The organism is Virgibacillus sp. 6R (assembly GCF_001895305.1).
In the GTDB taxonomy this organism is placed as follows: domain Bacteria; phylum Bacillota; class Bacilli; order Bacillales; family Amphibacillaceae; genus Virgibacillus; species Virgibacillus pantothenticus.
On the sequence record NZ_CP017762.1, the window covers coordinates 613,439 to 637,405 of the forward strand.

Annotated in this window: 15 protein-coding genes, 1 rRNA gene, 1 riboswitch and 1 other annotated feature; of the genes, 9 read left to right on the forward strand and 7 right to left on the reverse strand. The window is 38.7% G+C overall.

Annotated elements, in window-relative coordinates; translation table 11 throughout:
* Nucleotides 1–236 precede the first annotated feature (236 nt).
* Nucleotides 237–1,801, reverse strand: a 16S ribosomal RNA gene (locus BKP57_RS02940).
* A gap of 453 nt (nt 1,802–2,254) precedes the next feature.
* Nucleotides 2,255–2,566, reverse strand: a complete 312-nt coding sequence (locus tag BKP57_RS02945; RefSeq protein WP_050350433.1) for a rhodanese-like domain-containing protein — start codon at nt 2,564–2,566, stop codon at nt 2,255–2,257.
* A gap of 502 nt (nt 2,567–3,068) precedes the next feature.
* On the opposite strand from BKP57_RS02945, the gene BKP57_RS02950 reads away from it, so the two are divergent.
* Nucleotides 3,069–3,821: a hypothetical protein gene (locus tag BKP57_RS02950; RefSeq protein WP_232231311.1), complete on the forward strand. Its 753-nt coding sequence runs from the start codon at nt 3,069–3,071 to the stop codon at nt 3,819–3,821.
* A gap of 672 nt (nt 3,822–4,493) precedes the next feature.
* Here the strand turns inward: BKP57_RS02950 and leuS are convergent.
* Nucleotides 4,494–6,908: a leucine--tRNA ligase gene (gene leuS, locus BKP57_RS02955; RefSeq protein ID WP_072740966.1), complete on the reverse strand. Its 2,415-nt coding sequence runs from the start codon at nt 6,906–6,908 to the stop codon at nt 4,494–4,496.
* Nucleotides 6,909–7,107: 199 nt separating this feature from the next.
* Nucleotides 7,108–7,325: a binding site (T-box leader), on the reverse strand.
* 107 nt (nt 7,326–7,432) lie between these two features.
* Between leuS and BKP57_RS02960 the strand changes: the two genes are divergently transcribed.
* Both BKP57_RS02960 and adhE read left to right on the forward strand, forming a co-directional pair.
* The gene (locus BKP57_RS02960) at nt 7,433–8,008 is read left to right on the forward strand and encodes a tRNA 5-(aminomethyl)-2-thiouridylate-methyltransferase MnmM (protein ID WP_050350430.1); all 576 of its coding nucleotides are present in this window, start codon (nt 7,433–7,435) and stop codon (nt 8,006–8,008) included.
* Nucleotides 8,009–9,141: 1,133 nt separating this feature from the next.
* A complete protein-coding gene (adhE, locus tag BKP57_RS02965) occupies nt 9,142–11,739 on the forward strand; it encodes a bifunctional acetaldehyde-CoA/alcohol dehydrogenase (protein WP_050350429.1) in 2,598 nt (865 codons plus the stop codon).
* Nucleotides 11,740–11,880: 141 nt separating this feature from the next.
* Here adhE and BKP57_RS02970 read toward each other — a convergent pair whose 3' ends face one another.
* A complete protein-coding gene (locus BKP57_RS02970) occupies nt 11,881–12,951 on the reverse strand; it encodes a tetraprenyl-beta-curcumene synthase family protein (RefSeq protein WP_072740967.1) in 1,071 nt (356 codons plus the stop codon).
* Between the two features lie 81 nt (nt 12,952–13,032).
* Here BKP57_RS02970 and BKP57_RS02975 point away from each other — a divergent pair, with 81 nt between their 5' ends.
* Together BKP57_RS02975 and BKP57_RS02980 are read left to right on the forward strand one after the other, a co-directional pair.
* The gene (locus tag BKP57_RS02975) at nt 13,033–13,551 is read left to right on the forward strand and encodes a gamma carbonic anhydrase (protein WP_050350427.1); all 519 of its coding nucleotides are present in this window, start codon (nt 13,033–13,035) and stop codon (nt 13,549–13,551) included.
* Between the two features lie 110 nt (nt 13,552–13,661).
* Complete coding sequence (locus BKP57_RS02980) at nt 13,662–14,516, forward strand: C39 family peptidase (RefSeq protein ID WP_050350426.1); 855 nt, start codon at nt 13,662–13,664, stop codon at nt 14,514–14,516.
* A 153-nt stretch (nt 14,517–14,669) separates the two neighbouring features.
* Here BKP57_RS02980 and asnB read toward each other — a convergent pair whose 3' ends face one another.
* Together asnB and metK are read right to left on the reverse strand one after the other, a co-directional pair.
* A complete protein-coding gene (gene asnB / locus BKP57_RS02985; protein WP_072740968.1) occupies nt 14,670–16,568 on the reverse strand; it encodes an asparagine synthase (glutamine-hydrolyzing) in 1,899 nt (632 codons plus the stop codon).
* Between the two features lie 454 nt (nt 16,569–17,022).
* Nucleotides 17,023–18,228 (reverse strand): methionine adenosyltransferase, encoded by a 1,206-nt coding sequence (gene metK / locus BKP57_RS02990; RefSeq protein ID WP_050350424.1) that lies wholly within the window; start codon nt 18,226–18,228, stop codon nt 17,023–17,025.
* A gap of 263 nt (nt 18,229–18,491) precedes the next feature.
* A riboswitch (SAM riboswitch) is annotated at nt 18,492–18,606 on the reverse strand.
* Between the two features lie 237 nt (nt 18,607–18,843).
* On the opposite strand from metK, the gene pckA reads away from it, so the two are divergent.
* The 4 genes from pckA (at nt 18,844) to BKP57_RS03010 (ending at nt 23,312) form a co-directional block, all read left to right on the forward strand.
* Complete coding sequence (gene pckA / locus BKP57_RS02995) at nt 18,844–20,430, forward strand: phosphoenolpyruvate carboxykinase (ATP) (RefSeq protein WP_050350423.1); 1,587 nt, start codon at nt 18,844–18,846, stop codon at nt 20,428–20,430.
* A 282-nt stretch (nt 20,431–20,712) separates the two neighbouring features.
* Nucleotides 20,713–21,702 (forward strand): ABC transporter substrate-binding protein, encoded by a 990-nt coding sequence (locus BKP57_RS03000; RefSeq protein ID WP_050350422.1) that lies wholly within the window; start codon nt 20,713–20,715, stop codon nt 21,700–21,702.
* A gap of 12 nt (nt 21,703–21,714) precedes the next feature.
* Entirely contained in the window at nt 21,715–22,506 is a 792-nt protein-coding gene (locus BKP57_RS03005) for an ABC transporter ATP-binding protein (RefSeq protein WP_050350421.1), read from the forward strand.
* Between the two features lie 5 nt (nt 22,507–22,511).
* Complete coding sequence (locus tag BKP57_RS03010) at nt 22,512–23,312, forward strand: ABC transporter permease (RefSeq protein ID WP_050350420.1); 801 nt, start codon at nt 22,512–22,514, stop codon at nt 23,310–23,312.
* A gap of 187 nt (nt 23,313–23,499) precedes the next feature.
* On the opposite strand, the gene ytkD is transcribed toward BKP57_RS03010, so the two are convergent.
* Nucleotides 23,500–23,967: an RNA deprotection pyrophosphohydrolase gene (gene ytkD, locus BKP57_RS03015; protein WP_050350419.1), complete on the reverse strand. Its 468-nt coding sequence runs from the start codon at nt 23,965–23,967 to the stop codon at nt 23,500–23,502.

Below are 23,967 nucleotides of genomic sequence, written 5' to 3' on the forward strand. Positions count from 1 at the left end.
CCGCTTTTAGTTTGATGTCGTTGTTACTCTTATTTAGTTTTCAAGGTACAAAGTTTCTACAGGATGTCGTGACTTCTGTGTTCGTCACAGGACGTGACGGATTTTAACAGAAAATCCTTTTATCCTTGAGAGGTATAATTTACTCTCTCAAAACTGAACCAAACAACCAAGTATGTCTTCCGCATAGTCTAGCTTCAACGTTCAAACAACGCCAAAGCTTCCTATCTATTCCTTAGAAAGGAGGTGATCCAGCCGCACCTTCCGATACGGCTACCTTGTTACGACTTCACCCCAATCATTGGTCCCACCTTCGGCGGCTGGCTCCAAAAGGTTACCTCACCGACTTCGGGTGTTACCAACTCTCGTGGTGTGACGGGCGGTGTGTACAAGACCCGGGAACGTATTCACCGCGGCATGCTGATCCGCGATTACTAGCGATTCCGGCTTCATGCAGGCGAGTTGCAGCCTGCAATCCGAACTGAGAATGGTTTTATGGGATTTGCTTGGCCTCGCGGCTTCGCTGCCCTTTGTTCCATCCATTGTAGCACGTGTGTAGCCCAGGTCATAAGGGGCATGATGATTTGACGTCATCCCCACCTTCCTCCGGTTTGTCACCGGCAGTCACCTTAGAGTGCCCAACTAAATGCTGGCAACTAAGATCAAGGGTTGCGCTCGTTGCGGGACTTAACCCAACATCTCACGACACGAGCTGACGACAACCATGCACCACCTGTCACTCTGTCCCCGAAGGGAACTCCCTATCTCTAGGGGCGTCAGAGGATGTCAAGACCTGGTAAGGTTCTTCGCGTTGCTTCGAATTAAACCACATGCTCCACCGCTTGTGCGGGTCCCCGTCAATTCTTTTGAGTTTCAGCCTTGCGGCCGTACTCCCCAGGCGGAGTGCTTAATGCGTTAACTTCAGCACTAAGGGGCGGAAACCCCCTAACACCTAGCACTCATCGTTTACGGCGTGGACTACCAGGGTATCTAATCCTGTTCGCTACCCACGCTTTCGCACCTCAGCGTCAGTTACAGACCAGAGAGTCGCCTTCGCCACTGGTGTTCCTCCACATCTCTACGCATTTCACCGCTACACGTGGAATTCCACTCTCCTCTTCTGTACTCAAGTCCCCCAGTTTCCAATGGCCCTCCACGGTTAAGCCGTGGGCTTTCACATCAGACTTAAAGGACCGCCTGCGCGCGCTTTACGCCCAATAATTCCGGACAACGCTTGCCCCCTACGTATTACCGCGGCTGCTGGCACGTAGTTAGCCGGGGCTTTCTGGTTAGGTACCGTCAAGGTGCCAACCTATTCGAATGGCACTTGTTCTTCCCTAACAACAGAGTTTTACGATCCGAAAACCTTCATCACTCACGCGGCGTTGCTCCGTCAGACTTTCGTCCATTGCGGAAGATTCCCTACTGCTGCCTCCCGTAGGAGTCTGGGCCGTGTCTCAGTCCCAGTGTGGCCGATCACCCTCTCAGGTCGGCTACGCATCGTCGCCTTGGTGAGCTTTTATCTCACCAACTAGCTAATGCGCCGCGGGCCCATCTGTAAGTGACAGCATATGCCGCCTTTCAACATCTCGTCATGCGACGATATGTATCATCCGGTATTAGCCCCGGTTTCCCGGAGTTATCCCAGTCTTACAGGTAGGTTGCCCACGTGTTACTCACCCGTCCGCCGCTCGTTCCACAAGCGTCACTCCCGAAGGAGATCTGCTTGCTTCCCGCGCTCGACTTGCATGTATTAGGCACGCCGCCAGCGTTCGTCCTGAGCCAAGATCAAACTCTCCATAGAAAACTCACTTTTGGTGTTTGCAAAAGTGAAGTTGCACTTGTGCAAATAAGTAACGTGTTACTCATTTGCCATAAAAGTTTGTGATGATGAACACCGTTCTTCATCATTCTTAGCTTCTTCCGAGATTGCTCTCGGTCGATTTTTTAAAAGAAAAACAGAGATTGCTTTTCTTGACATACTGGTTGTTTTGTTCAGTTTTCAAAGAGCAAATAAAGCATCCTTAAATAGTCAACTCGATAATTATAAAACTATTTAAACTAATAACCGAGTTAGCTCCCTCATTAGGCTATATGCTTGTGTTACTATCCTTAATGAGGATTTTAATTATAACATGTGTAGGACTAGATGTCAAACATGTAATTATAAACAGCTAACAGTGCTTTCCTGCTTGCGACAGCAAAAACTATATTAAAGGTATGCAGGAAAAAAGTCAACCCTTTCCCCGCATTTTTCTTAACTGATTACTTCTCCCTTCCATTCCAGCATCCCACCAACCATATTGGTTACATTGAAGCCTTGTTCTTGTAAATAAGCAGCAGCTTTTTCACTTCTCCTTCCAGACCGACATACCATAATATATTGTTTAGTTTTATCTAATTGCTCAGTTTTCTCAGGGATTTGCTGTAAAGGAATATGTGTTATCTCTGGAATCTTGCCTTGTGCCACTTCATCGTCTTCACGTACATCGATAAGCTCTATTATGCCATCATTTTTTGCTAATTTTTTCTCTACTTCTTCTGGTGTCAATTCTTTTACTCTAACCATTTTCTCACCTCTAGCTTTTCATTTTTAGTACAAAGTACTGTGTTGCGTGTACACTCTATTTGCAAAGTCGTTTGTATTATAATGATGGACCTCATTGTTGACTGTTCCGTATTACCTCATAATTACAGTGTGCAATAGAAGCTACAGCATTAAACAACTGGTATCATATCTACGTTTGATTTTTCATATAAGTGAATCTTCAATCGGCGGGGTTTTTATTCCTTCCCCTACTGATTGTTAGTACGATAATGGTTGACCTAAAGGCCTCTTACGAAATACGGTCATTTAGGTGCTGTTATCTCCTGCTTAGACTTGTTGCAGTACAGATATCCAACTTCAGAAGTAGGAGTCTACTTACAGTAACTTATCTACAGTATAAATAGAAACACTTATAGGACTCGTAATCCAACTCTATAACACGTACTTACATAATAAATTTTCAACGGATAACTTTCAACCCTGTAACACATTCTAAAGTTAACAAAATAAAAATGGAGAGTGAATGATGAAGTATATATATACGTTTTTTCTATTCAGTATATTGTTATTTGTTTTTCCTTTGCCAAATACATATGCTGAAGAGACAAAACCAACTTTAATTCAAACATATCATGCGGATGTTACTGGAGATAACAAACTAGAAACAATCAAATTGTTGGGAACACTGTTTTCTTCTGGATCAACTTATTATCGAGAAATATGGGCGGAAATTTCTAACGAGCAAAATCAATGGCAAATAATATACCCTGGCGGCTATGATCCGAGTTTACAATTTATAGATTTGAATCACGATGGAATAAAGGATATTTTTTACCAAAGCGCTACCGGTGGAAGTGGTGGACTTTATAGTTACCAATTAAACACAATCCTTCACACCGTTCTACAAAGAATACCATTGCCTGAACAGACTTATTTAAGCGGGAGTTTTCAACCAAACTTTAAGGTTAACATACAATTAACCGCTACAAGTAAACCGATTAAAGTAGATGTACAACCTCGGGCAGAAGATTATATTCGACTTGGAATTTATAATAAGGAAGGGAATTTAATTTCTGAAAATAAATCCGTTATGATTGATCCGATCGCTTTCTTTGAACCAATTAAAATTAGCGCAAGTAAAGGGTATGGGTTAAAAAGCTATCAACAAATTAGCGGTGCTTACCATGCCGACCAGCTTGGCACAGTTGAAACAATATGGTATTTTGAAAATGATAATTGGATTATTATAAAAACAGACTGGGTTCCATCTATTTAAAAAACGCACTTAATAAAGTGTTGAATCTTCCATCAATGGGGGGCATTCCTCCGCCACAGATTGTTAGATAAATGAATCGGGCATTGGTGCTGTTATCTTCCACTTAGACTTGCCGCAGTACAGATTATCCAACTCCTGAAGTGGGAGTCTTACAGCAACTTATATACGAGAAACAATAAAACCGCATGAAATCAGAGTTGGCAATCTAACTTCATGCGGTTTATTCATTTTAAAAAGTTTTGCAAGAAACTCTTTTTTATGAGATAAGAAACCACCATGGCTCGCCTAGAGCGCGAGCCACCATCTATTATGAAAAATTTTGCTTTATAATGTTTAGATTCTTGAAATACTACCTAAAATAAATAACTTATATAATGGTAAATAGCTTTTTTTCATACAAAAGTATAAAATGAGGTACTTGGGGATAACGAACCGAATAGCCACGTCCGGCGCATGAGCCCAGCAACTAGGTGACTTTAGAAATGCGCCCTACGATAAGGCATCATCGGTTTGTCACTAAGGGGAAGGCCGACTAAAAACGGGCTTGCCGCCCAGACGTCGGCATACCCCTGTTTTAGTGGCATGATTCCTAAATCTTTAGTTGATTCGTTCCAATCGCTACGTTGCTAAACGGGCGCCCCGCGCCTTTGTTAATAAAAAATGTTATCCTGCTTAATTTGCAACGATATTAACTAGTTTTTCTGGTACAACAATAACTTTACGAACCGTTTTACCAGCAATCAACTCTTTTACTTTTTCATTTTCCAAAGCCACTTTTTCCAATTCTTCCTTTGAAGTATCCTTCGAGACAAGGATTTTCGCGCGAACTTTCCCCATTACCTGCAAAACAATCTCCACTTCATCTTCGACCAATTTATTTTCATCATAAGTTGGCCATGGTTCATAAGCAATCGTGTTAGAATGACCTAGTATTTGCCATATTTCTTCAGTAATATGAGGAGCAATTGGTGAGAGCATCTTTATAAACCCTACAATATATTCTTTATAGAGATTCTCTGCTTTATAACATTCATTAACAAATACCATCATTTGTGAAATAGCTGTATTAAAATGTAGATTATCAAAATCCTCGGTCACTTTTTTCACCGTTTCATGATACGTTTTTTCTAGCCTACCGTCATTTTCTTCCACAATTTTATGAGAAAGTTGACCATTTTCATCAACAATAAGTCGCCACACACGATCAAGGAAACGACGTGAGCCATCAAGTCCATTTTCCGACCAGGCAACAGAGGCGTCTAAAGGCCCCATAAACATTTCATAAAGCCGCAATGTATCTGCACCATGAGACTCTAGTACATCGTCGGGATTTACAACATTCCCTTTTGACTTACTCATTTTTTCATTGCCTTCTCCAAGAATCATTCCTTGGTTAAATAACTTCATGAACGGTTCTTTGGTTGGTACGGCACCTATATCATATAAAAACTTATGCCAGAAGCGTGCATATAGTAGATGAAGAACAGCATGCTCAGCCCCGCCAATATATAAATCAACTGGTAACCATCGCTTTAGAGCATCCGGATCAGCCAACTGGTCACCATTTTTCGGATCAATATAGCGCAAGAAATACCAGCAACTTCCTGCCCATTGTGGCATTGTATTTGTTTCTCTTCTTCCTTTCATACCAGTTTTAGGGTCTACGACATTTACCCACTCTGTACAATTAGCTAAAGGTGATTCTCCAGTACCCGAAGGCTTAATGTTATCCATTTTTGGTAATTCTAATGGCAATTCTTCTTCAGGCACAGTTGTCATCGAACCATCTTCCCAGTGGATAACCGGAATTGGTTCTCCCCAATAGCGCTGTCTAGCGAACAACCAGTCACGAAGGCGGTACGTTATTTTTTTTGTACCTTTTTCATGCTCCTCCAACCAGTCAATTATTTTAGAAATGGCTGCATCTTTACCTAGACCATTCAAAAATTCAGAATTAATATGTTCACCATCACCAGTATAAGCTTCTTTTGAAATATCTCCGCCTGCAACTACTTCAACAATCGGAAGTTCAAACTTTGTAGCAAATTCATAGTCCCTTTCATCATGTGCCGGAACCGCCATAATTGCTCCTGAACCGTAACTCATTAACACATAATCAGCAATCCAGATTGGCATCTTGTTACCATTTACAGGATTAATCGCATATGCACCTGTGAATACGCCTGTTTTTTCCTTTGATAATTCTGTGCGTTCTAAATCAGACTTCGTTTCAATTGCATGGATGTAATTATCGACAGCTTCTCTTTGTTCCTCTGTTACAATTTTCTTCACTAAAGGGTGTTCTGGAGCGAAAACGGCGTATGTGGCTCCAAACAATGTATCGGGTCTAGTTGTAAACACTGTAAATTCCTCATTAAAGGAAGCAATTTCAAACCGAACCTCAGCACCTTCAGATCTGCCAATCCAATTACGTTGCATATCTTTTAAGCTCTCAGGCCAATCCAATTCTTCCAAATCCTCTAACAGTCGATCCGCATATGCAGTTATTCGCAACATCCATTGCTTCATCGGCTTGCGGATCACGGGATGGCCTCCTCGTTCGCTTTTTCCATCGATAACCTCTTCATTTGCTAATACCGTTCCTAAAGCAGGGCACCAATTAACTGGAACTTCATCCATGTATGCTAGACCACGTTCATACAATTTTATAAAAATCCACTGTGTCCACTTATAATAGTCAGGATCTGTTGTGTTGATTTCACGGTCCCAGTCGTAAGAAAACCCTAGTGCTTGGATTTGACGCTTAAAAACAGCTATATTCTTCTTCGTAAATTCCGCTGGACTATTGCCTGTATCAATGGCATACTGTTCAGCTGGAAGACCAAATGCATCCCACCCCATTGGGTGCAATACTTCATAGCCTTGCATTCGTTTCATTCTGGAAATAATATCAGTAGCTGTATACCCTTCTGGATGACCTACATGCAAACCTGATCCCGATGGATACGGGAACATATCTAGTGCATATATTTTTTCTTTTTCGGAAAACGTATCCGTTTTAAATGTTTTATTCTTCAGCCAATACGTTTGCCATTTCTTTTCTATTTGCTGATGATGGAAACTCATGTATTTTCCTCCCTTTATCTTCAACTTAGGCAATTCAGACATTAGTTCAAGCGATTGCCAAGTATTATTATTCAAGCAGAAATATGTTTGGGACGTAGTAAGGCTTCGTGCCTGTCATTCAAATTTATCCGCTATATTCTGCACAGAACTCAAAATCATTACGTCATCAAAAAAAGCATCTCTATCCCTCCTTAGTTATAGAAGGGACGAGATGCTATTTCCCGCGGTACCACCCAATTTAATGCATGATCTGCATTCGCTTAAAATCCGTAACGTGGACATACGTCAGAAACTACATAAAAATTCGCTTCTGCAACGGCTCAAGGCGAGTTCATAAATATTCAGGGACAGTTTCCACCAATCACTGCCTCTCTATACCTGAAGGGATTTATTACTATTCCTCGGCATTGTCATTATCCTATCCTATTATATCGAATTGTAATGAATTCGTATCGCTTTGTCAAGACAACGTATGACTCAATCTGATAAAATAACAATGAATAAGTCAATAAAAGGAGATAATCATGTTGCACGGAATTTTACACTATGCCCATTATTTACTAGAATCAACGATCGAAAAGGATGAAACGGTTATTGATGCTACCTGCGGAAATGGAAAGGACACATTGTTTTTAAGCAACGTTGTTGGCGCAAACGGTCATGTCCTGGCATTTGATATTCAAGCACAAGCAATCCAAACAACCAAACAGCTAATAGAAGATCATCAAAAAACGAATGTATCTGTCATTCATGATAGCCATGAAAACTTAGAAAAATACTTACCTACGAAAGAAATGTTAATTGGTGGAGCTGTATTTAATCTTGGCTATTTACCTAAAAGCGACAAATCCATCATAACAAACGCTGCTTCAACCATTTCCGCCATCAACACGATTTTACATTATTTAAAAACAAACGGCCTAATTGTTATCGTTGTCTATTATGGTCATCAAGGAGGACAAGAAGAAAAGGAAGCTGTATTAAAACATGTAATGCAGTTAAGCCAACGTTCCTATCATGTATTACAATATCGATTTATTAATCAAAAAAATAATCCGCCCTTCATTATTGCAATTGAAAAAAGAAAACGAAGATATTAAGTTTATAGCTGCTACATCATTAAAACAAAACAAGCAGTACATAAAGCGTATCTACAATCAGGGTTTTCTTTTATCCTTCTTTAAAGATTAGTTAGTACCACAAGGTTATCTAACCTAAAGGTCTATAAACAGAAACGTTCATTTAACCTGCAGTTGGATCCTCCACTTACCTCCCTAGGTTTCACTTCTTAGCATGGAAGTGGAGGAGATCTTATTGCCAGTTACAACAACTTCTACTAAGCACGACTCCAAGCATCCCATATTTTTTTACACACTACTCTAAAAAGTTCTCTGCCTCTGCTTGTGAAACGGGGGGGCGTATGTAAACATTCAAAACAATAAAGTAAATCTTCAATTAGTGAGGGTTTTCATTCCTCCTCCACGGATTGTTAGCACCATAATGGAATGACTTAAAGGCGTTTAAGAAATAGAGCATAGGTACTTGTTACCTCCCACTTAGACTTGTTACAGTACAGATTATTCAACTCCTGTTAAGTAAGAGTCTTACAACAGCTTATATGCGGGATAAATTTCCTGCTCCATTTATAAAAAAATATACTGACTTAACTATTTTCTTCCTATATATTAGCTGCATAATTACTTTGTTTTCTTCAAGCAGCATCCATCATTGAGCAAGGGCGCATTTCACCTAACAAAGTTATAGTCTTTTTCAAATCTTTTAGCATATAGCACTCCAAACAGCATTATTGTATACACTGTAAATGAACACCAATCAGTGTGGCTTTTCTTTCATCCCCGCTAGATTGTCTATGACCAAATGGATGACCTTAAACGAATTGGGAATTTATTATGCTGCTAACCCCCATAACTCCCCAAAGTGAAGTTCTTAGGTATGTTTCGTAATCACTTAGGACTTGAGCAATTCTCGATAATTCTATCCACGAAAGTCTTATTAAATCATAGAAGTAAGGTAAAAGCATCGTCTGTTCACAAAAAATACATAATCCTATTAAACCAATAATGGAAACGTTTGCTTGTTATAGTACAGCGATTACAAACTAAAAAGTATGCTCAGTATTTCACAAAAGGTGTGGAAATTTATAAAAACACGTTATATAATGAAGGTGTAAAAAGATTGCTCAGTATTTCACAAACTAAGGAGGAGTCCTATTATGACTGATAAAACAAGAGGAAAAGAAGAGCAAGTTGCTACCAGAATTGATCAGTTAGTTTCTCAAGCTGAAGAGGCTTTAGAAGGTTTAAAACAGTTAGATCAGGAAACGATTGATACAATTGTCAAAGAAATGGCCTTAGCTGGACTCGACCAACATATGCCACTAGCAAAACTAGCAATTGAAGAAACCGGACGAGGGGTCTTTGAAGATAAAGCAATCAAAAATATTTTTGCAACGGAATATATTTACCACAATATTAAATATGATAAAACTGTTGGTGTAATTCATGAGGATGAACAAGAAGGAATCGTAGAAATTGCTGAACCTGCTGGAATAATCTGTGGAATAACACCAGTTACAAACCCAACATCTACTACGATGTTTAAATCACTCATTTCGATTAAAACAAGAAACCCGATTATTTTTGCTTTCCATCCTTCTGCTCAAAAATGTAGCAGTCAAGCAGCAAAAGTATTATTGGATGCAGCAATCAAAGCAGGGGCACCTAAAAATTGTATACAGTGGATTGAATCTCCTTCTGTAGAGGCTACGAAGGGATTAATGAATCATTCCGGTGTATCGCTTATCTTAGCTACTGGTGGATCTGGTATGGTTAAATCTGCTTATAGTTCTGGAAAACCAGCTCTTGGAGTCGGTCCAGGAAACGTGCCTTGTTATATCGAAAAAACAGCGCAAATAAAACGAGCTGTTAATGATTTGATTTTATCCAAAACATTTGATAATGGAATGATCTGTGCTTCTGAACAAGCGGTTATCATTGACCAAGAGATTTATGATACGGTGAAACACGAGCTAGTTGCCAATAATTGTCATTTCCTAACAGAAGAAGAAAGAAAGAAAGTAGAGAAACTCGTTATCAATCCAACTACCTGTGCAGTCAACCCTGATATTGTCGGTAAACCTGCATATGAAATTGCTAAAATGGCTGGAGTAAATGTAGCTAAAAACACAAAAATATTACTAGCAGAAATTGAAGGGGTTGGACCAGAATTTCCATTATCCAGAGAAAAATTAAGTCCTGTACTAGCTTGCTACAAAGTAAATAGTACAGAAGAAGGTTTAAAGCGTGCTGATGAAATGCTTCACTTCGGCGGACTTGGGCATTCAGCTGTTATTCATTCCACTGATCAACAGGTTATCGAAACGTTCTCGCTCCGCATGAAAGCAGGAAGACTTATCGTAAATTCCCCTTCTTCTCAAGGAGCTATCGGCGATATTTACAATAATCATATGCCTTCTCTTACTTTAGGCTGTGGAACGTATGGAGGAAACTCGGTATCAACAAACGTCGGAACGATTAATTTAATGAACATCAAAAAAATGGCGCGGAGGAGAAATAATATGCAATGGTTTAAACTACCTCCTAAAATTTATTTCGAAAAAAATGCAATTCAATATTTAGAAAAAATGCCGGACATATCAAAAGCATTTATTGTCACAGATCCTATGATGGTTGAGCTTGGTTACGTCGATAAAGCACTTTACTATTTGCGGAAACGTCCTGATTATGTTCATTGTGAAATATTTTCAGATGTCGAAGCTGACCCATCAATTGATACTATCCGTAAGGGTACGGCGTTAATGCAACAATTTAAGCCAGACGTTATTATCGCTATCGGTGGTGGATCACCAATGGACGCCGCTAAAGCAATGTGGTTATTCTATGAGTATCCAGATGCAGATTTTAATGCCCTAAAACAAAAATTCATGGACATTCGAAAACGTATCGTAAAATATCCGAAGTTAGGACGACTTGCTCAATTAGTATGTGTGCCGACTACGTCAGGAACGGGCTCAGAAGTTACATCTTTTACAGTTGTTACCGATAAAGAATCAAATACTAAATATCCATTAGCTGACTATGAAATGACACCAAATGTTGCAATCGTTGATCCGCAATTCGTTATGTCTGTTCCAAAGCAAGTAACAGCTGATACTGGTATGGACGTATTAACACATGCCATTGAAGCTTATGTATCCAACTTGGCGAATGATTATACAGATGCACTTGCCATCAAGGCCATCCAATTAGTGTTTCAATATTTGCCGAAAGCATATCACAACGGAAATGATGAGTTAGCTAGAGAAAAAATGCATAATGCATCAACGATAGCGGGAATGGCATTCTCCAATGCGTTCTTAGGAATTAATCACTCATTAGCACATAAACTAGGGGCTGCATTTGGTATTGCGCACGGTAGAGCAAATACAATTTTACTGCCACATGTCATTCGTTACAATGCGAAAAAACCAGAAAAATTTGCTACATTCCCTAAATACGCTTATTTTGTTGCTGATGAACGTTATGCAGAAATAGCAAAAGCTCTAGGACTTCCAGCAAGAACGGTTGAAGAAGGAGTAGAAAGCTTAGTTCAAGCAATCATTAAGCTTGCTAAAGAACTGAATATCCCAATGAGCATTAAGGATACAGGCGTAAATAAACAGGAATTTGAAGCAAAAGTTGATACCCTTGCTGAACTAGCATTTGAAGATCAATGTACTACAGCCAATCCGAAGCTACCTTTAATTACCGAATTAGCCACTATCTATCGTGACGCATACAAAGGAATATAACATCCAAGATAAAGTTGAAGATAGTTTTCTTCCTGAACTTGTAAAACCAACGCTTTATAATTCACATATTTACAGTTTCTACCCTACCCAAGAACAGTAAACTGTACTGAACCGTTGTTACTTATTTGTAACAGCGGTTCTTTAATGTATAAACTGTTTAAAAAAATAATATATTCTTGTATTACGATAAAAAAACATAGCAGGCTTTCCAGCAGTTTGAAACAGCAGCTGTTTGAAGGGCGTTGAATCATTTATGTGATTTACTTTCCCATCCCCTAAATATAATCCAACCAACCCTTGAACAACCATCTTATGGAAGCTTGGATTAGGTATGGTACCTGCATATACCTTTGCCTGCTCACAAAAATATTGGAAGCGTTCATGCATGACCGTTTGACTTTCATAGTACGAACAGAAATTTAAGTCGCCCTCCTCTTTATCCTCCTGTTGATCTATATAATAATCCAGTAGAATATGCAACCCTTGTATATAAGGAAAATAAGCTGTCACAATTTTATTTGCTAATTTTCGATGCAATCTCCCAGCCAAACTGTACGCCATTAAACAAAAAATCCCTAAAGTTGATCCAGTTGCAGCTGAGAATTCATACCACGCTAATGGATGGCAATTTTTCTCTTTTGACCAATTTGTTAAACGCGGAACCCTTTCTTCTTGTTTAACATGTTTATGCACTTGTAAATCACTATACAATCTTGTCAATTGTAAAGCCTGCTCTTGATATGTCGGAATATCATCTAATTTAGCAACGACATCGTTACACGTTTGTACAAGTTGTTGCAAGTAGCCATTATCTTGTTTGTGGTGAAAAAATGCATAATAATCTTTCGGCTCTGACCTTGGACAATGGGCATCTATCATAGATGTATGCAACAATGAAAAAGATGACGGGTCCAAGGTTGTACTTCGATCACATAAATTGTCTAAATAATCGCTAATCGTTTGATAAGCAACAATAAAACGTATACACTCTCTCCACCTAGCCCCTGATAACAAAGCATACACTGCTCCGCCTTGACAATGAAATCGTTTTTCAGACATGCTTGCAAGCGCCTGAAAGCGCAATTCTTCATCAGGTATTTCATCGGCTCGCTGTTTCCAAACAGCAAGCTCCTTGCTTACTGCTGGAAAGATCTTTCGATAAACTGTTATCATTAAAGGGATAGGTGTGCTTGGTACTAGATTACTCAACATGCTGCCTCCGTTCCATTTTCAAGCATTCTTATAATGTTTGTTTCCATTACTATTATCATCATATTTTTTAGGAGGATTCAAATGATACAGTCTTATAAAGGAATATATCCAACGATTCATGATTCTGCATTTATCGCAGATGACGCAAGCATTATCGGTGATGTTACCATTGGTAAACAATCTAGCATATGGTTTAAGACAGTCATTCGTGGAGATGTCGCCCCAGTAATTATTGGAGAGCGGATTAGTATCCAAGACTTATCTGTCCTGCACCAAAGCCCTGGCATCCCGTTAGTTATCGAAAACGATGTCACAGTCGGACATCAGGCAACATTACATTCTACATATATACGTAAACATGCCTTAATTGGGATGGGTTCTATTTTGCTAGATGGTTCTGAAATTGGCGAGTATGCCTTTATCGGCGCTGGAAGTCTTGTACCACCTGGAAAAAAGATCCCTCCATATACATTAGCGCTAGGCAGTCCAGCAAAAGTTGTCAGAGAGCTGACAGAGGACGACTTCGTGGAAATGCAGCGCATTTGTCAATCATATGTTGAAAAAGGAACTATCTACAAACAACAACAACTGGATAAGTAATAGTGGCAAAAAAATTGAACTTTTGACAAACAAAGCCGATATATAAATAAAGGAGCCTTATTAAATAGCACTGTTGAAGATTCACTTTAACTCACAGGGAGATTGAAAAGATGAACATTATTTTATTTAGTGTTTGTTGTATGCTGGCTACTGTATTATTCTATATTAGTTCCAAGCAAAAAATAGCTTGGGTAAAAAAATCCTTTATCATATACGGTTTTATTTTTTCTATCACTGCTATTTCTGTGTTAACTCTTTTTGTTATGGAACATAAAGCGGCTTTCAAACAGTTGATCCAATATACAATCCCGGTTCACGAAGACAATCAGTTATCACCAGAAGAGAGAAAACTATCGAAACACACCATTCAAAAAAAAGTTAAAATGGATGTTCCTAAGATAGAGCAGCTTCCAGAATTACCGAGAGGCTGTGAAGTAACTAGCTTATCAATGCTCTTAAGGCATAATGATATCCGTATCGATAAAATAGAACTAGCGCAGCAAGTAAAAAAAGATCCTACGCCTTATACGAAAAAAGACGGTGAAATATTTTTCGGTAATCCGTATCGTGGGTTTGTAGGTGATATGTATTCATTTGACACACCGGGTATGGGCGTTTATCATAAGCCAATTGCTGCATTAGCTAAACGTTATGCAGGTGATCGTGTAAAAGATTTAACCGGAAATGACTTTAAAACAATCATTACAGAATTAAATCATAAGCGACCTGTATGGGTAATTATAAATACAACTTACGATAAACTTCCAGAAAGTCAATTTACCACTTGGAATACAAAGGACGGAAAAATCGATATTACGATGAAGCAACACTCCGTATTGATTACAGGTTATGATGAAAACTACATTTATTTTAATGATCCATTAAACTTTGCAGAGAAAGCACCTATCGATGAGTTTCAAGCTGCTTGGGAACAAATGGGAAAACAGGCGATCACCATTGATTAAGAGGTGATCGCCTGTTTTTAACAAAGTCATAATGACTTTGAAATCGTAACTTATTCCATGGCGTAGACAATGAACTACTTCACTATCCTATTTAGATTAGTTGGAAAGGTAAAGCAAACATGCAGTTTAACTTGTCAGCTTCCTATCCTAATATTAAGAATGGATTAATTCCGCTTCGTTTTCATTTAGGTTAGCAGCAGTAAACTTTTTTTCAACAAAGTTTTGGTGCCATAGCATGAACATAAGCACCGTCCATATTTTTCTGCTATAGTCCCCTTTTCCTTGGCAGTGAGCTTCTAGCAGTTCAAGTATATAGTTCTTGTGTAATAAATGGTCTGTCTCACTTTCATGAATCAGTTGTTTTGCCCAGCCATTTAACTCATTCTTAAGCCAATGACGAATAGGTACTGGGAAACCTAATTTTTTTCGGTCTAGCACATGATCTGGAATGATTCCACGTGAAGCCTCACGCAACAGACTCTTCGTACTACCGTTAGCTATTTTCAAATCAACTGGAATTTCATTTGCGACACGAAATACTTCCTTATCCAAGAACGGCACTCGTAACTCAAGAGAATGAGCCATCGTAACACGGTCTGCTTTTAATAAAATATCTCCACGCATCCAAGTATGAATGTCTACATATTGCATTTGGTTCACGTACGGATAGTCTTTTACCTGGTCAAATAATTTGCCTGTTATTTGCTGGTAAGATAAATGATCATTATACGTTTTTAATAGCTTTCTTTTTTCGTTTTCTTCAAACATTTTTGCATTTCCAATATACCGTTCACGCAACGGCGTTGTTCCACGATCTAGGAAGCTTTTTCCTTTCACTCCTTCAGGTAATATAGCGGAAACGCGTTTCAGCAATTCCTTCACAGGTAACGGAAGCTTATCGAATATTTTCAATGAGCCAGGCTCCCGATAAATATTGTAGCCCCCAAACAATTCATCAGACCCTTCTCCAGACAGCACAACTGTTACATGCTTTCTCGCTTCTCTGGAAACAAAATACAATGGTACGCAGGATGGATCAGCTAATGGATCATCCATATGCCACATGATTTTTGGTAAGTTGTCTACATATTCTTCCGGTGAAATCATGTAGGAAATGTTTTCCACATTCAGTTTATCTGCTGTTTCCTTAGCTACATCGACTTCTGAATAACCATCGCGTTCAAAGCCAACTGAAAATGTCTTAATATCTGGATTAAATTCTTTAGCTATGGATACGATTAACGTTGAATCGATACCCCCAGATAGGAATGACCCAACTGGAACGTCACTACGCATATGCACGTTAACAGAATCATACATGACATCTTGAATTTTTTGAATCCAATCTTGCTTTTCTCGAAGCACAGGATGAAATGTAGCATGCCAATAACGTGTAAATTGAATAGGTTGTCCAGGTTTCTTAATGAAATAATGGCCTGGCTCTACTTTTTTAATGCCGGCAGTCATTGTCATTGGTTCCGGCACGTATTGAAAACTCAAATAATGCTGCAGAGCAGCTTGATCTACTTCTTCTTGTTCCATCATTAAGGTAATACTTTTTTTCTCTGATGCAAATGACGTCCCAAAGGAATTTTCATGATAAAAAAGTGGCTTAATACCAAAAGGATCGCGCGCACCGTATAATTGCTCTGTCTCTTTATCCCAAATAAGAATCGAGAACATACCTCTTAAATATTGAAAGGCATTCTCCTTATGTTTGGAAAAAAGTGCAGCTATAACCTCTGTATCTGAGTCTGTCTGGAATTCGTAGCCTTCTTCAAGCAGTTTTTCACGTAATTCGATATAATTATAAATCTCTCCATTAAAAACGAGCCAGATTTGTTCATTGTTATAGCTTAATGGCTGTGAACCACTTTCAATATCAATAATACTTAATCGGCGAAATCCGAATGAAATATAGGAATCAAAATAATAGCCCTCATCATCTGGCCCCCGATGAGTGATCAAATTATTTTGCTTTTTAAACAATTCAATTTCTTGTTCTGTTCGTTCGACTGGATTATCAAATATCATTCCGATAAAACCACACATTGCTGTCTACCTTCTCTCATTAATAATAGTAACGTGGCGTAAGATTATTTTTCAATATTATCATACCACATTATTCGCTAGTAAAAAACTTCCAAATAAAGCGTGTTTTATAGGGTAATAAGTTCTACATTATATAATTCTTGTCTGTTGATGTACATATGACCGTCTGTGATCACCATTTTTTGCGGAGACCTATATTGCATCAGATGTGAGTAAAGATACCATAACCGTACCATATATTCAATTGTTCTCATCAAAAACGGTAAAAAATTCAATGATGCCTTTTGTTTTTTTCGATCATTTAGTTACTCCCAAATTCTTATGTAAACAACATTATTCCTATTATATGTAAACTTCCCCCATTTAACCAAATTAGCCCCCTATCTTGGCACCGAAAAAAAAGCATGATTTCTCTATCTCCATCAAAAGAAAAATCATGCTCTCGCTCTCATCATTATTGCTGCTCTTTTACTAGTGCTACCAATTCTTCCACTTTATCTGTCTTTTCCCATGGGAATAAAACGTCCGTACGACCAAAATGTCCATATGCAGCTGTATTTCTAAAAATAGGCTTTTGTAAATCAAGCATACGAATAATGCCAGCCGGGCGAAGGTCGAATAGTTTTCGTACAGCTTGGACCAATTCATCCTCGCTTACAACCCCGGTTCCAAATGTATCGATAGCAATCGAAACTGGTTCTGCTACACCAATCGCATACGCAAGTTGAACTTCACATGTTTTTGCTAATTGGGCGGCAACAATATTTTTTGCTACATATCTAGCAGCATAAGCAGCAGAACGATCCACTTTCGTCGCATCCTTACCACTAAATGCACCACCACCATGACGTGCATAACCACCATAAGTGTCAACAATAATTTTTCTTCCGGTTAAGCCTGCATCGCCTTGTGGACCCCCAATCACAAATCGTCCAGTTGGGTTGATAAAATATTTCGTTGCTTCATCTAATAAATGTGCTGGAACAACAGGAATAATAACATGCTCCATTAAATCTTTTTCAATTTGTTCTACCGTTATATCTTGATGATGTTGTGTCGAAATGACGATTGTATCAATTCGAATAGGCTGGTCATCTTCTCCATATTCTACAGTTACTTGTGTCTTTCCGTCCGGTCTTAAGTAATCCAATGTATGGTCTTTACGGACATCTGCCAAACGCTTGGCTAATTTGTGCGCTAGAGAAATTGGCAATGGCATTAATTCTTCTGTTTCGTCACAGGCAAACCCAAACATTAGTCCTTGGTCACCAGCACCAATAGCATCAATTTCTTCCTCGCTCATTTGCCCCTGTCTTGCCTCCCAAGCAGTATCTACCCCCCCTGCTATATCCGGAGACTGCTCGTCAATCGCTGTTAGTACCGCACAGGTTTTGGCGTCGAATCCAAACTTTGCTCGTGTATAACCAATATCCTCAATGGTTTTTCGAACGATTGCAGGAATATCTACATATGTAGTGGTCGATATTTCCCCTGCTACCAATACTAGTCCTGTTGTAACAGTTGTCTCACAGGCAACTCGAGCATAGGGATCAGATTGTAATATTTCATCAAGGATAGCATCGGAAATTTGGTCCGATATTTTATCAGGATGACCTTCTGTTACACTTTCAGAAGTAAATAAACGTCGATTCGTAGCCATATTGCTACTTCCTCCTTTTAAAGTCGGTTACGGAACTCTATATAAACAAGATGCACCTTTCATTTTAGGGAATGTTATGAAGTCCATACTTTACTTGTCCAAAACGACAACAACCACTCCTATGAATGTAAATAGGATTTATGGTTATGAACAGCAGTATTTATTCCATTTCAAAACATCTCAACCGCTAGCATTCTATCCATTTTAACACAAAAAAATCCCTTCCTGCTTATCATGGAGGAAAGGGAATAGCGGACCTTTCGCTCTTATTGTTCAAGGTGACCTACTTACCTTGCATCAGGTTAGCACCTTTTCACATGAAATGTGATGGTTGCTGGGCTTCCTCGGGTCTGTCCCTCCACCGACTCTGAATAAGAGAACCGTTCGAATTTCAGCTTACCGAAAGAACCCCTTTATGTCAACTAATTTCCCCGTATTTCTATATGTTTTTTTCACACACTATAATGAAAAGATAAATATTTTTTTAATTTCATCGATATTTAGTATGGACTATTTAGGTGAATGTGTTATACTAATAAACATATTGAGTATATCACAATCGTTCTTAATCGTTGAACGTGAATAAATTTGAATTAAAAGGCAGGTATTTTTAAAATGAAAACGGTAGAAAAGTCTTATGTAACCGAATTATATTCTCACCCTTATTTATTATCGAATTTATCGGTACCGCAGCTTGTTGAAAAAATCTTGGCTAGAAAAGAAGGTAAGTTATCAGCTACAGGTGCAGTTCAAGCTGAAACAGGGGCTTACACAGGCCGCTCACCAAAAGATAAGTTTATTGTAAAAGACGAAATCAGCGAAAACTATGTTGACTGGGGAACAGTGAACCGTTCCATTGATGAAGCGACTTTCAATAAACTTTACCAAAAAGTCGTTCAATATTTAAAAAACAAATCCGAGATCTTTCAATTTAGAGGATATGCTGGAGCAGATCATGATTACCGTCTTCCGCTTCAAGTGATCAATGAATATGCGTGGCATAATCTATTTGCCAGACAGTTGTTTATCACACCTAAAGAAAAAGAGTTAAAAGAGCATCAGCCAGAGTTTACCGTTTTGTCTGCACCAACATTCAAAGCCAATCCTAAAGTAGACGGTACAAACTCAGAAGCATTTATTCTTGTATCGTTTAAACAACGTATCGTATTAATAGGTGGAACAGAGTATGCCGGCGAAATTAAAAAATCTATTTTTTCCGTGATGAATTATTTGCTCCCTCAACGCAATGTATTATCTATGCATTGTTCCGCTAATGTTGGTAAAGAAGGCGATGTTGCTTTGTTCTTTGGCTTGTCAGGAACAGGTAAAACAACATTATCAGCTGATCCGTACCGCCGTTTAATTGGCGATGACGAGCATGGCTGGGGACCTAATGGCGTGTTTAATATTGAAGGTGGTTGTTATGCTAAATGCATTAACTTATCGCAAGAAAAAGAACCGCAAATTTACGATGCCATTAGATTTGGTGCAGTATTGGAAAATGTCGTGTTAGATAACCAAACAAGAATTCCTGACTATAATGACACTATTTTAACAGAAAACACTCGCGCAGCATATCCGTTAGAAAACATAGATAACATTGCCGTACCAAGTATCGCTGGGCATCCAAGCACCATTATTTTTCTAACCGCTGATGCTTCAGGAACATTGCCTCCTATCAGTAAATTGACGAAAGAACAGGCCATGTATCATTTTCTAAGCGGATATACAAGTAAGCTAGCAGGAACAGAACGAGGTGTAACCGAACCACAAGCAACATTCTCAGCTTGTTTCGGTTCTCCATTCCTTCCATTGGCACCGTCCAAATACGCTGCCATGCTTGGGGAAAAGATTGACGCTTATCAATCAAATGTGTTTCTTGTAAACACCGGTTGGACGGGAGGAGCCTATGGTACTGGGAAGCGCATGAAGCTTTCGTATACTCGCGCTATGATTCATGCTGCATTAGAGGGCGAATTACATGGCGTAGAGACAACAAAGGATAAAATATTCGGATTAGAAATTCCGATGCATGTACCTGGAGTGCCGGATGAAGTATTAATTCCGGAAAACACGTGGCTCGATAAGGCCGCTTATGAACAAACAGCAAAACAGCTTGCGGTGAAATTCCATGAGAATTTTAAGCAATTCACAGAAGCTCGTGAAGATATCGCTAATGCTGGCCCTATTTATAAGGGTTAATCATTGTTTCCTCATCCCAAAAGGAATTTTATATAAAATTAATTTGCAGTTACTGCTGCATGTCGACCTCATTATTGCGAGGTCGATTTTTTTTGCTTGGGCTTACAGAGATGCCCAAGAGCGTCCCTCAAGCTCTTACTAAAATCATTCTTAACACTCACCTACTCTACCCCCTAGTTTTTCATTTTTATAAAACATCCATTATATAGGCATTCACACATTTTTAAATGCAATCATAAACTGTTTTGACAAACTAAATCATCAATGAAAGGGGCAAATAGGATGAAGAAAATTCTATTTTTCCTATTCTTCAGTAGCATACTATTGATTTTAACAAGTTGTAATAATACGAATTCAAAAAAAACCATTCAATTAGCTGAAGTGACCCGCTCCATTTTTTATGCTCCGCAATACGTGGCTTTGGAAAAAGGTTTTTTTGAAGATGAAGGATTAGACGTCGAATTGCAAACTACATGGGGTGGAGATAAAACAATGACTTCGCTTTTATCAGATGGAGCCGATATCGCGTTAGTTGGTGCGGAAACATCCATTTATGTTTACGCTCAGGACTCGAAAGATATTGCTATTAACTTCGCTCAGCTCACACAAACAGATGGTACCTTCTTAGTTGCAAAAGAAGAAAAGCCTGATTTTGATTGGAATGATTTAAAAGGTACAACCTTTTTAGGACAACGTAAAGGTGGCATGCCACAAATGGTTGGCGAATATGTACTTAAACAAAACGAAATTGATCCGCATGAAGATTTAGATTTACAGCAAAATATTGAGTTTGCTAACATTCCTAGTGCATTTGTGTCTAGCGATGCAGAATACGTCCAATTATTTGAACCAACTGCCAGTATGTTTGAAAAAGAAGGAAAAGGGCATATTGTAGCTTCGTTTGGAGAAGAATCTGGAACTGTTCCATATACCGTTTATATGGCAAAGCAAACATATATGGATGAACACAAAGCAGAATTGGAAAAATTCACAAAAGCAGTTTACCGGGCCCAACAATGGGTTTCAGAACATTCTGCTGAGGAAATTGCTAAAACCATTCAACCTTATTTTGAAGATACGGATGTAGCTATGCTCACTTCCTCCATTGAACGCTATAAAAATCAAGGATCATTCGCAACCGACCCGGTGTTAAAAGAAGATGCGTGGAACAATTTGAAAAACATTATGGAAGCAGCTGGAGAATTGCCGGAAGATGTAGCATACGAGGACTTAGTAAATCCAACGTTTGCAAAGGATGTATTACAGGACTAAGGAGAGTGCGTGATGTCATTTTTAACGTTAGAAAAAGTTACCCATTACTACTTTTCTAAGCAACGTGTTACAAAAGCGTTAAAGGATATTTCAGTTTCCATTCACGAGGGGGAGTTTATCGCTTTGTTAGGACCAAGTGGTTGTGGAAAGTCAACAATTCTATCCATCATGGCAGGAATCATTCCTCCTACAGAAGGGAAAGTCAAATTACAGCAAAAAGCAATCCATGCTCCTTCCTCGGAAATCGGTTATATGTTACAGCAAGACTATTTATTTCCTTGGAAAAGCATTTTAGAAAACATCCTTTTAGGACCAAAAATTAACCAAACGCATTCCAAAGAAATGAAAGAGAAAGGTTTGACCCTACTGCAAGAGGTGGGGCTAGAACATGTAGCTTCAGCTTACCCAGATGCTTTATCAGGTGGTATGCGGCAACGAGCTGCACTGGTTCGAACTTTGATTAACGATCCGAAAATATTATTGTTTGATGAACCTTTTTCGGCTTTAGATTACCAAACGAAATTAAAACTAGAAGAATTGGTTTCCGGCTTACTAAAAACGTATCATAAAACAACGGTACTCGTTACCCATGATATTGGAGAAGCAATCGCAATGAGTGATCGCATCTTTGTGATGGATAGTAATCCGGGCACAATATCCAAAGTATTTGAAGTTCCTATCGAATTACGTAATGAGCAGCCACTTTTAGCAAGAAGACACCCCAAATATCAGCTATTATTTGATAAAGTTTGGGAAGAATTGGACACGAAGGAAACAGTCTCATCATTAGGAGGAGGTATATAATCCAGATGAAACAAACGAAAGCCGAAGATCAATTATTCCAACACTATTTAACCTCTGTCCGAAAAGAGAAAAAACGAGTGATTATTTGGCAGGTTTTAATCCTAATCAGTTTTATCCTGATTTGGGAAGTGGCAAGTCGCCTATATTGGATTGACCCATTGTTATTTAGCTCCCCGACAACGATATATCAGGTTATTGCTGAAAAACTTCAAGATGGATCATTACTCACGCATATGCGAATCACTTTATTAGAAACGGTAGCTGGGTTTTTAATTGGAACCATTGCAGGTATACTTCTTGCTGTTTCATTGTGGTTTTCCAAACGTTTATCCAATATATTAGATCCTTATCTTGTTATTTTAAATGCCATGCCTAAAGTAGCCTTGGGCCCAATTATTATTGTTGCACTTGGTCCTGGCTACGTGTCCATTATCGCAATGGGAGCGATTATCTCTGTCATCATCACTACATTGGTCGTGTATGCAGCGTTTAATGAAGTTGACCCCAATTATGCTAAAGTATTGAAAAGTTTCGGTGCCAATAAACGCCAAGTGTTTCAGCACGCTGTTTTCCCTGCAACGCTGCCCACAATGATTTCTACTTTGAAGGTAAATGTTGGACTGTCATGGGTTGGCGTTATTGTTGGAGAATTCCTCGTTTCTAAACAAGGATTAGGCTATTTAATTATTTACGGTTTTCAAGTATTTGACTTTTCTCTTGTCATGATGAGCCTAGTGCTAATAGCTGTTTTTGCAGCTGTTATGTATAAGCTTGTAGAACAAATAGAGAGCTGGTTAATTAAATAGCGGATTATAATATATTCTAAAAGAACCTATGTCATAGACAGAATTTCCACTACGACATAGGTTCAAATTTATGAAAGTCGTTAAGCCTGAATCCTGCACATTTATCCTTAGCTTCGGCACAATTTAAGTATTCCATAAGTGTACAGAAATAACTTAATTATTGTTCGCACCTATTCTCTAGTGACGTTCATCTTAATCGTTTTACATGTGATAAACAATATTTCAGTACTCCATCTTTCATCATAAAACTAAACTCTTCTCGGTGCTTTACATCAGTAGGGAGAACCTCTAATAAAACAGGACCGTTTGTTTCATAATATGTTGCTTGTTGTTCTAGTGAGGAGACGGTTGCAAAATAAACGTTTTTAATTACATTTTCTGATTTCCCAGAGACGAAATACTGACCAATATAGTTTATTTGCTCAACGATTCCACCAGTCTCTTCTTTTACTTCCCTAATAGCAGCTTCTTTTGCACTTTCCCCTTTTTCCACTTTTCCACCAGGAAACTCTATTCCCCGTTCCTTATGTTCGGTCAACAACCATTTATCTTCATAAACGCATATGACCCAGACATGCAACGGATGCTCTGAAAAGGGTTGATCTTCAAAGGATAATTTCACTTCATTCTTGTAATAATCTTTAAATGTATACAT

Bases quoted from the DNA above. Each gene is read 5' to 3' on its own strand.
- BKP57_RS02945 (WP_050350433.1), bottom strand. From the start codon at position 2,566: ATGGTTAGAGTAAAAGAATTGACACCAGAAGAAGTAGAGAAAAAATTA.
- BKP57_RS02950 (WP_232231311.1), top strand. From the start codon at position 3,069: ATGATGAAGTATATATATACGTTTTTTCTATTCAGTATATTGTTATTT.
- leuS (WP_072740966.1), bottom strand. From the start codon at position 6,908: ATGAGTTTCCATCATCAGCAAATAGAAAAGAAATGGCAAACGTATTGG.
- BKP57_RS02960 (WP_050350430.1), top strand. From the start codon at position 7,433: ATGTTGCACGGAATTTTACACTATGCCCATTATTTACTAGAATCAACG.
- adhE (WP_050350429.1), top strand. From the start codon at position 9,142: ATGACTGATAAAACAAGAGGAAAAGAAGAGCAAGTTGCTACCAGAATT.
- BKP57_RS02970 (WP_072740967.1), bottom strand. From the start codon at position 12,951: ATGTTGAGTAATCTAGTACCAAGCACACCTATCCCTTTAATGATAACA.
- BKP57_RS02975 (WP_050350427.1), top strand. From the start codon at position 13,033: ATGATACAGTCTTATAAAGGAATATATCCAACGATTCATGATTCTGCA.
- BKP57_RS02980 (WP_050350426.1), top strand. From the start codon at position 13,662: ATGAACATTATTTTATTTAGTGTTTGTTGTATGCTGGCTACTGTATTA.
- asnB (WP_072740968.1), bottom strand. From the start codon at position 16,568: ATGTGTGGTTTTATCGGAATGATATTTGATAATCCAGTCGAACGAACA.
- metK (WP_050350424.1), bottom strand. From the start codon at position 18,228: ATGGCTACGAATCGACGTTTATTTACTTCTGAAAGTGTAACAGAAGGT.
- pckA (WP_050350423.1), top strand. From the start codon at position 18,844: ATGAAAACGGTAGAAAAGTCTTATGTAACCGAATTATATTCTCACCCT.
- BKP57_RS03000 (WP_050350422.1), top strand. From the start codon at position 20,713: ATGAAGAAAATTCTATTTTTCCTATTCTTCAGTAGCATACTATTGATT.
- BKP57_RS03005 (WP_050350421.1), top strand. From the start codon at position 21,715: ATGTCATTTTTAACGTTAGAAAAAGTTACCCATTACTACTTTTCTAAG.
- BKP57_RS03010 (WP_050350420.1), top strand. From the start codon at position 22,512: ATGAAACAAACGAAAGCCGAAGATCAATTATTCCAACACTATTTAACC.
- ytkD (WP_050350419.1), bottom strand. From the start codon at position 23,967: ATGTATACATTTAAAGATTATTACAAGAATGAAGTGAAATTATCCTTT.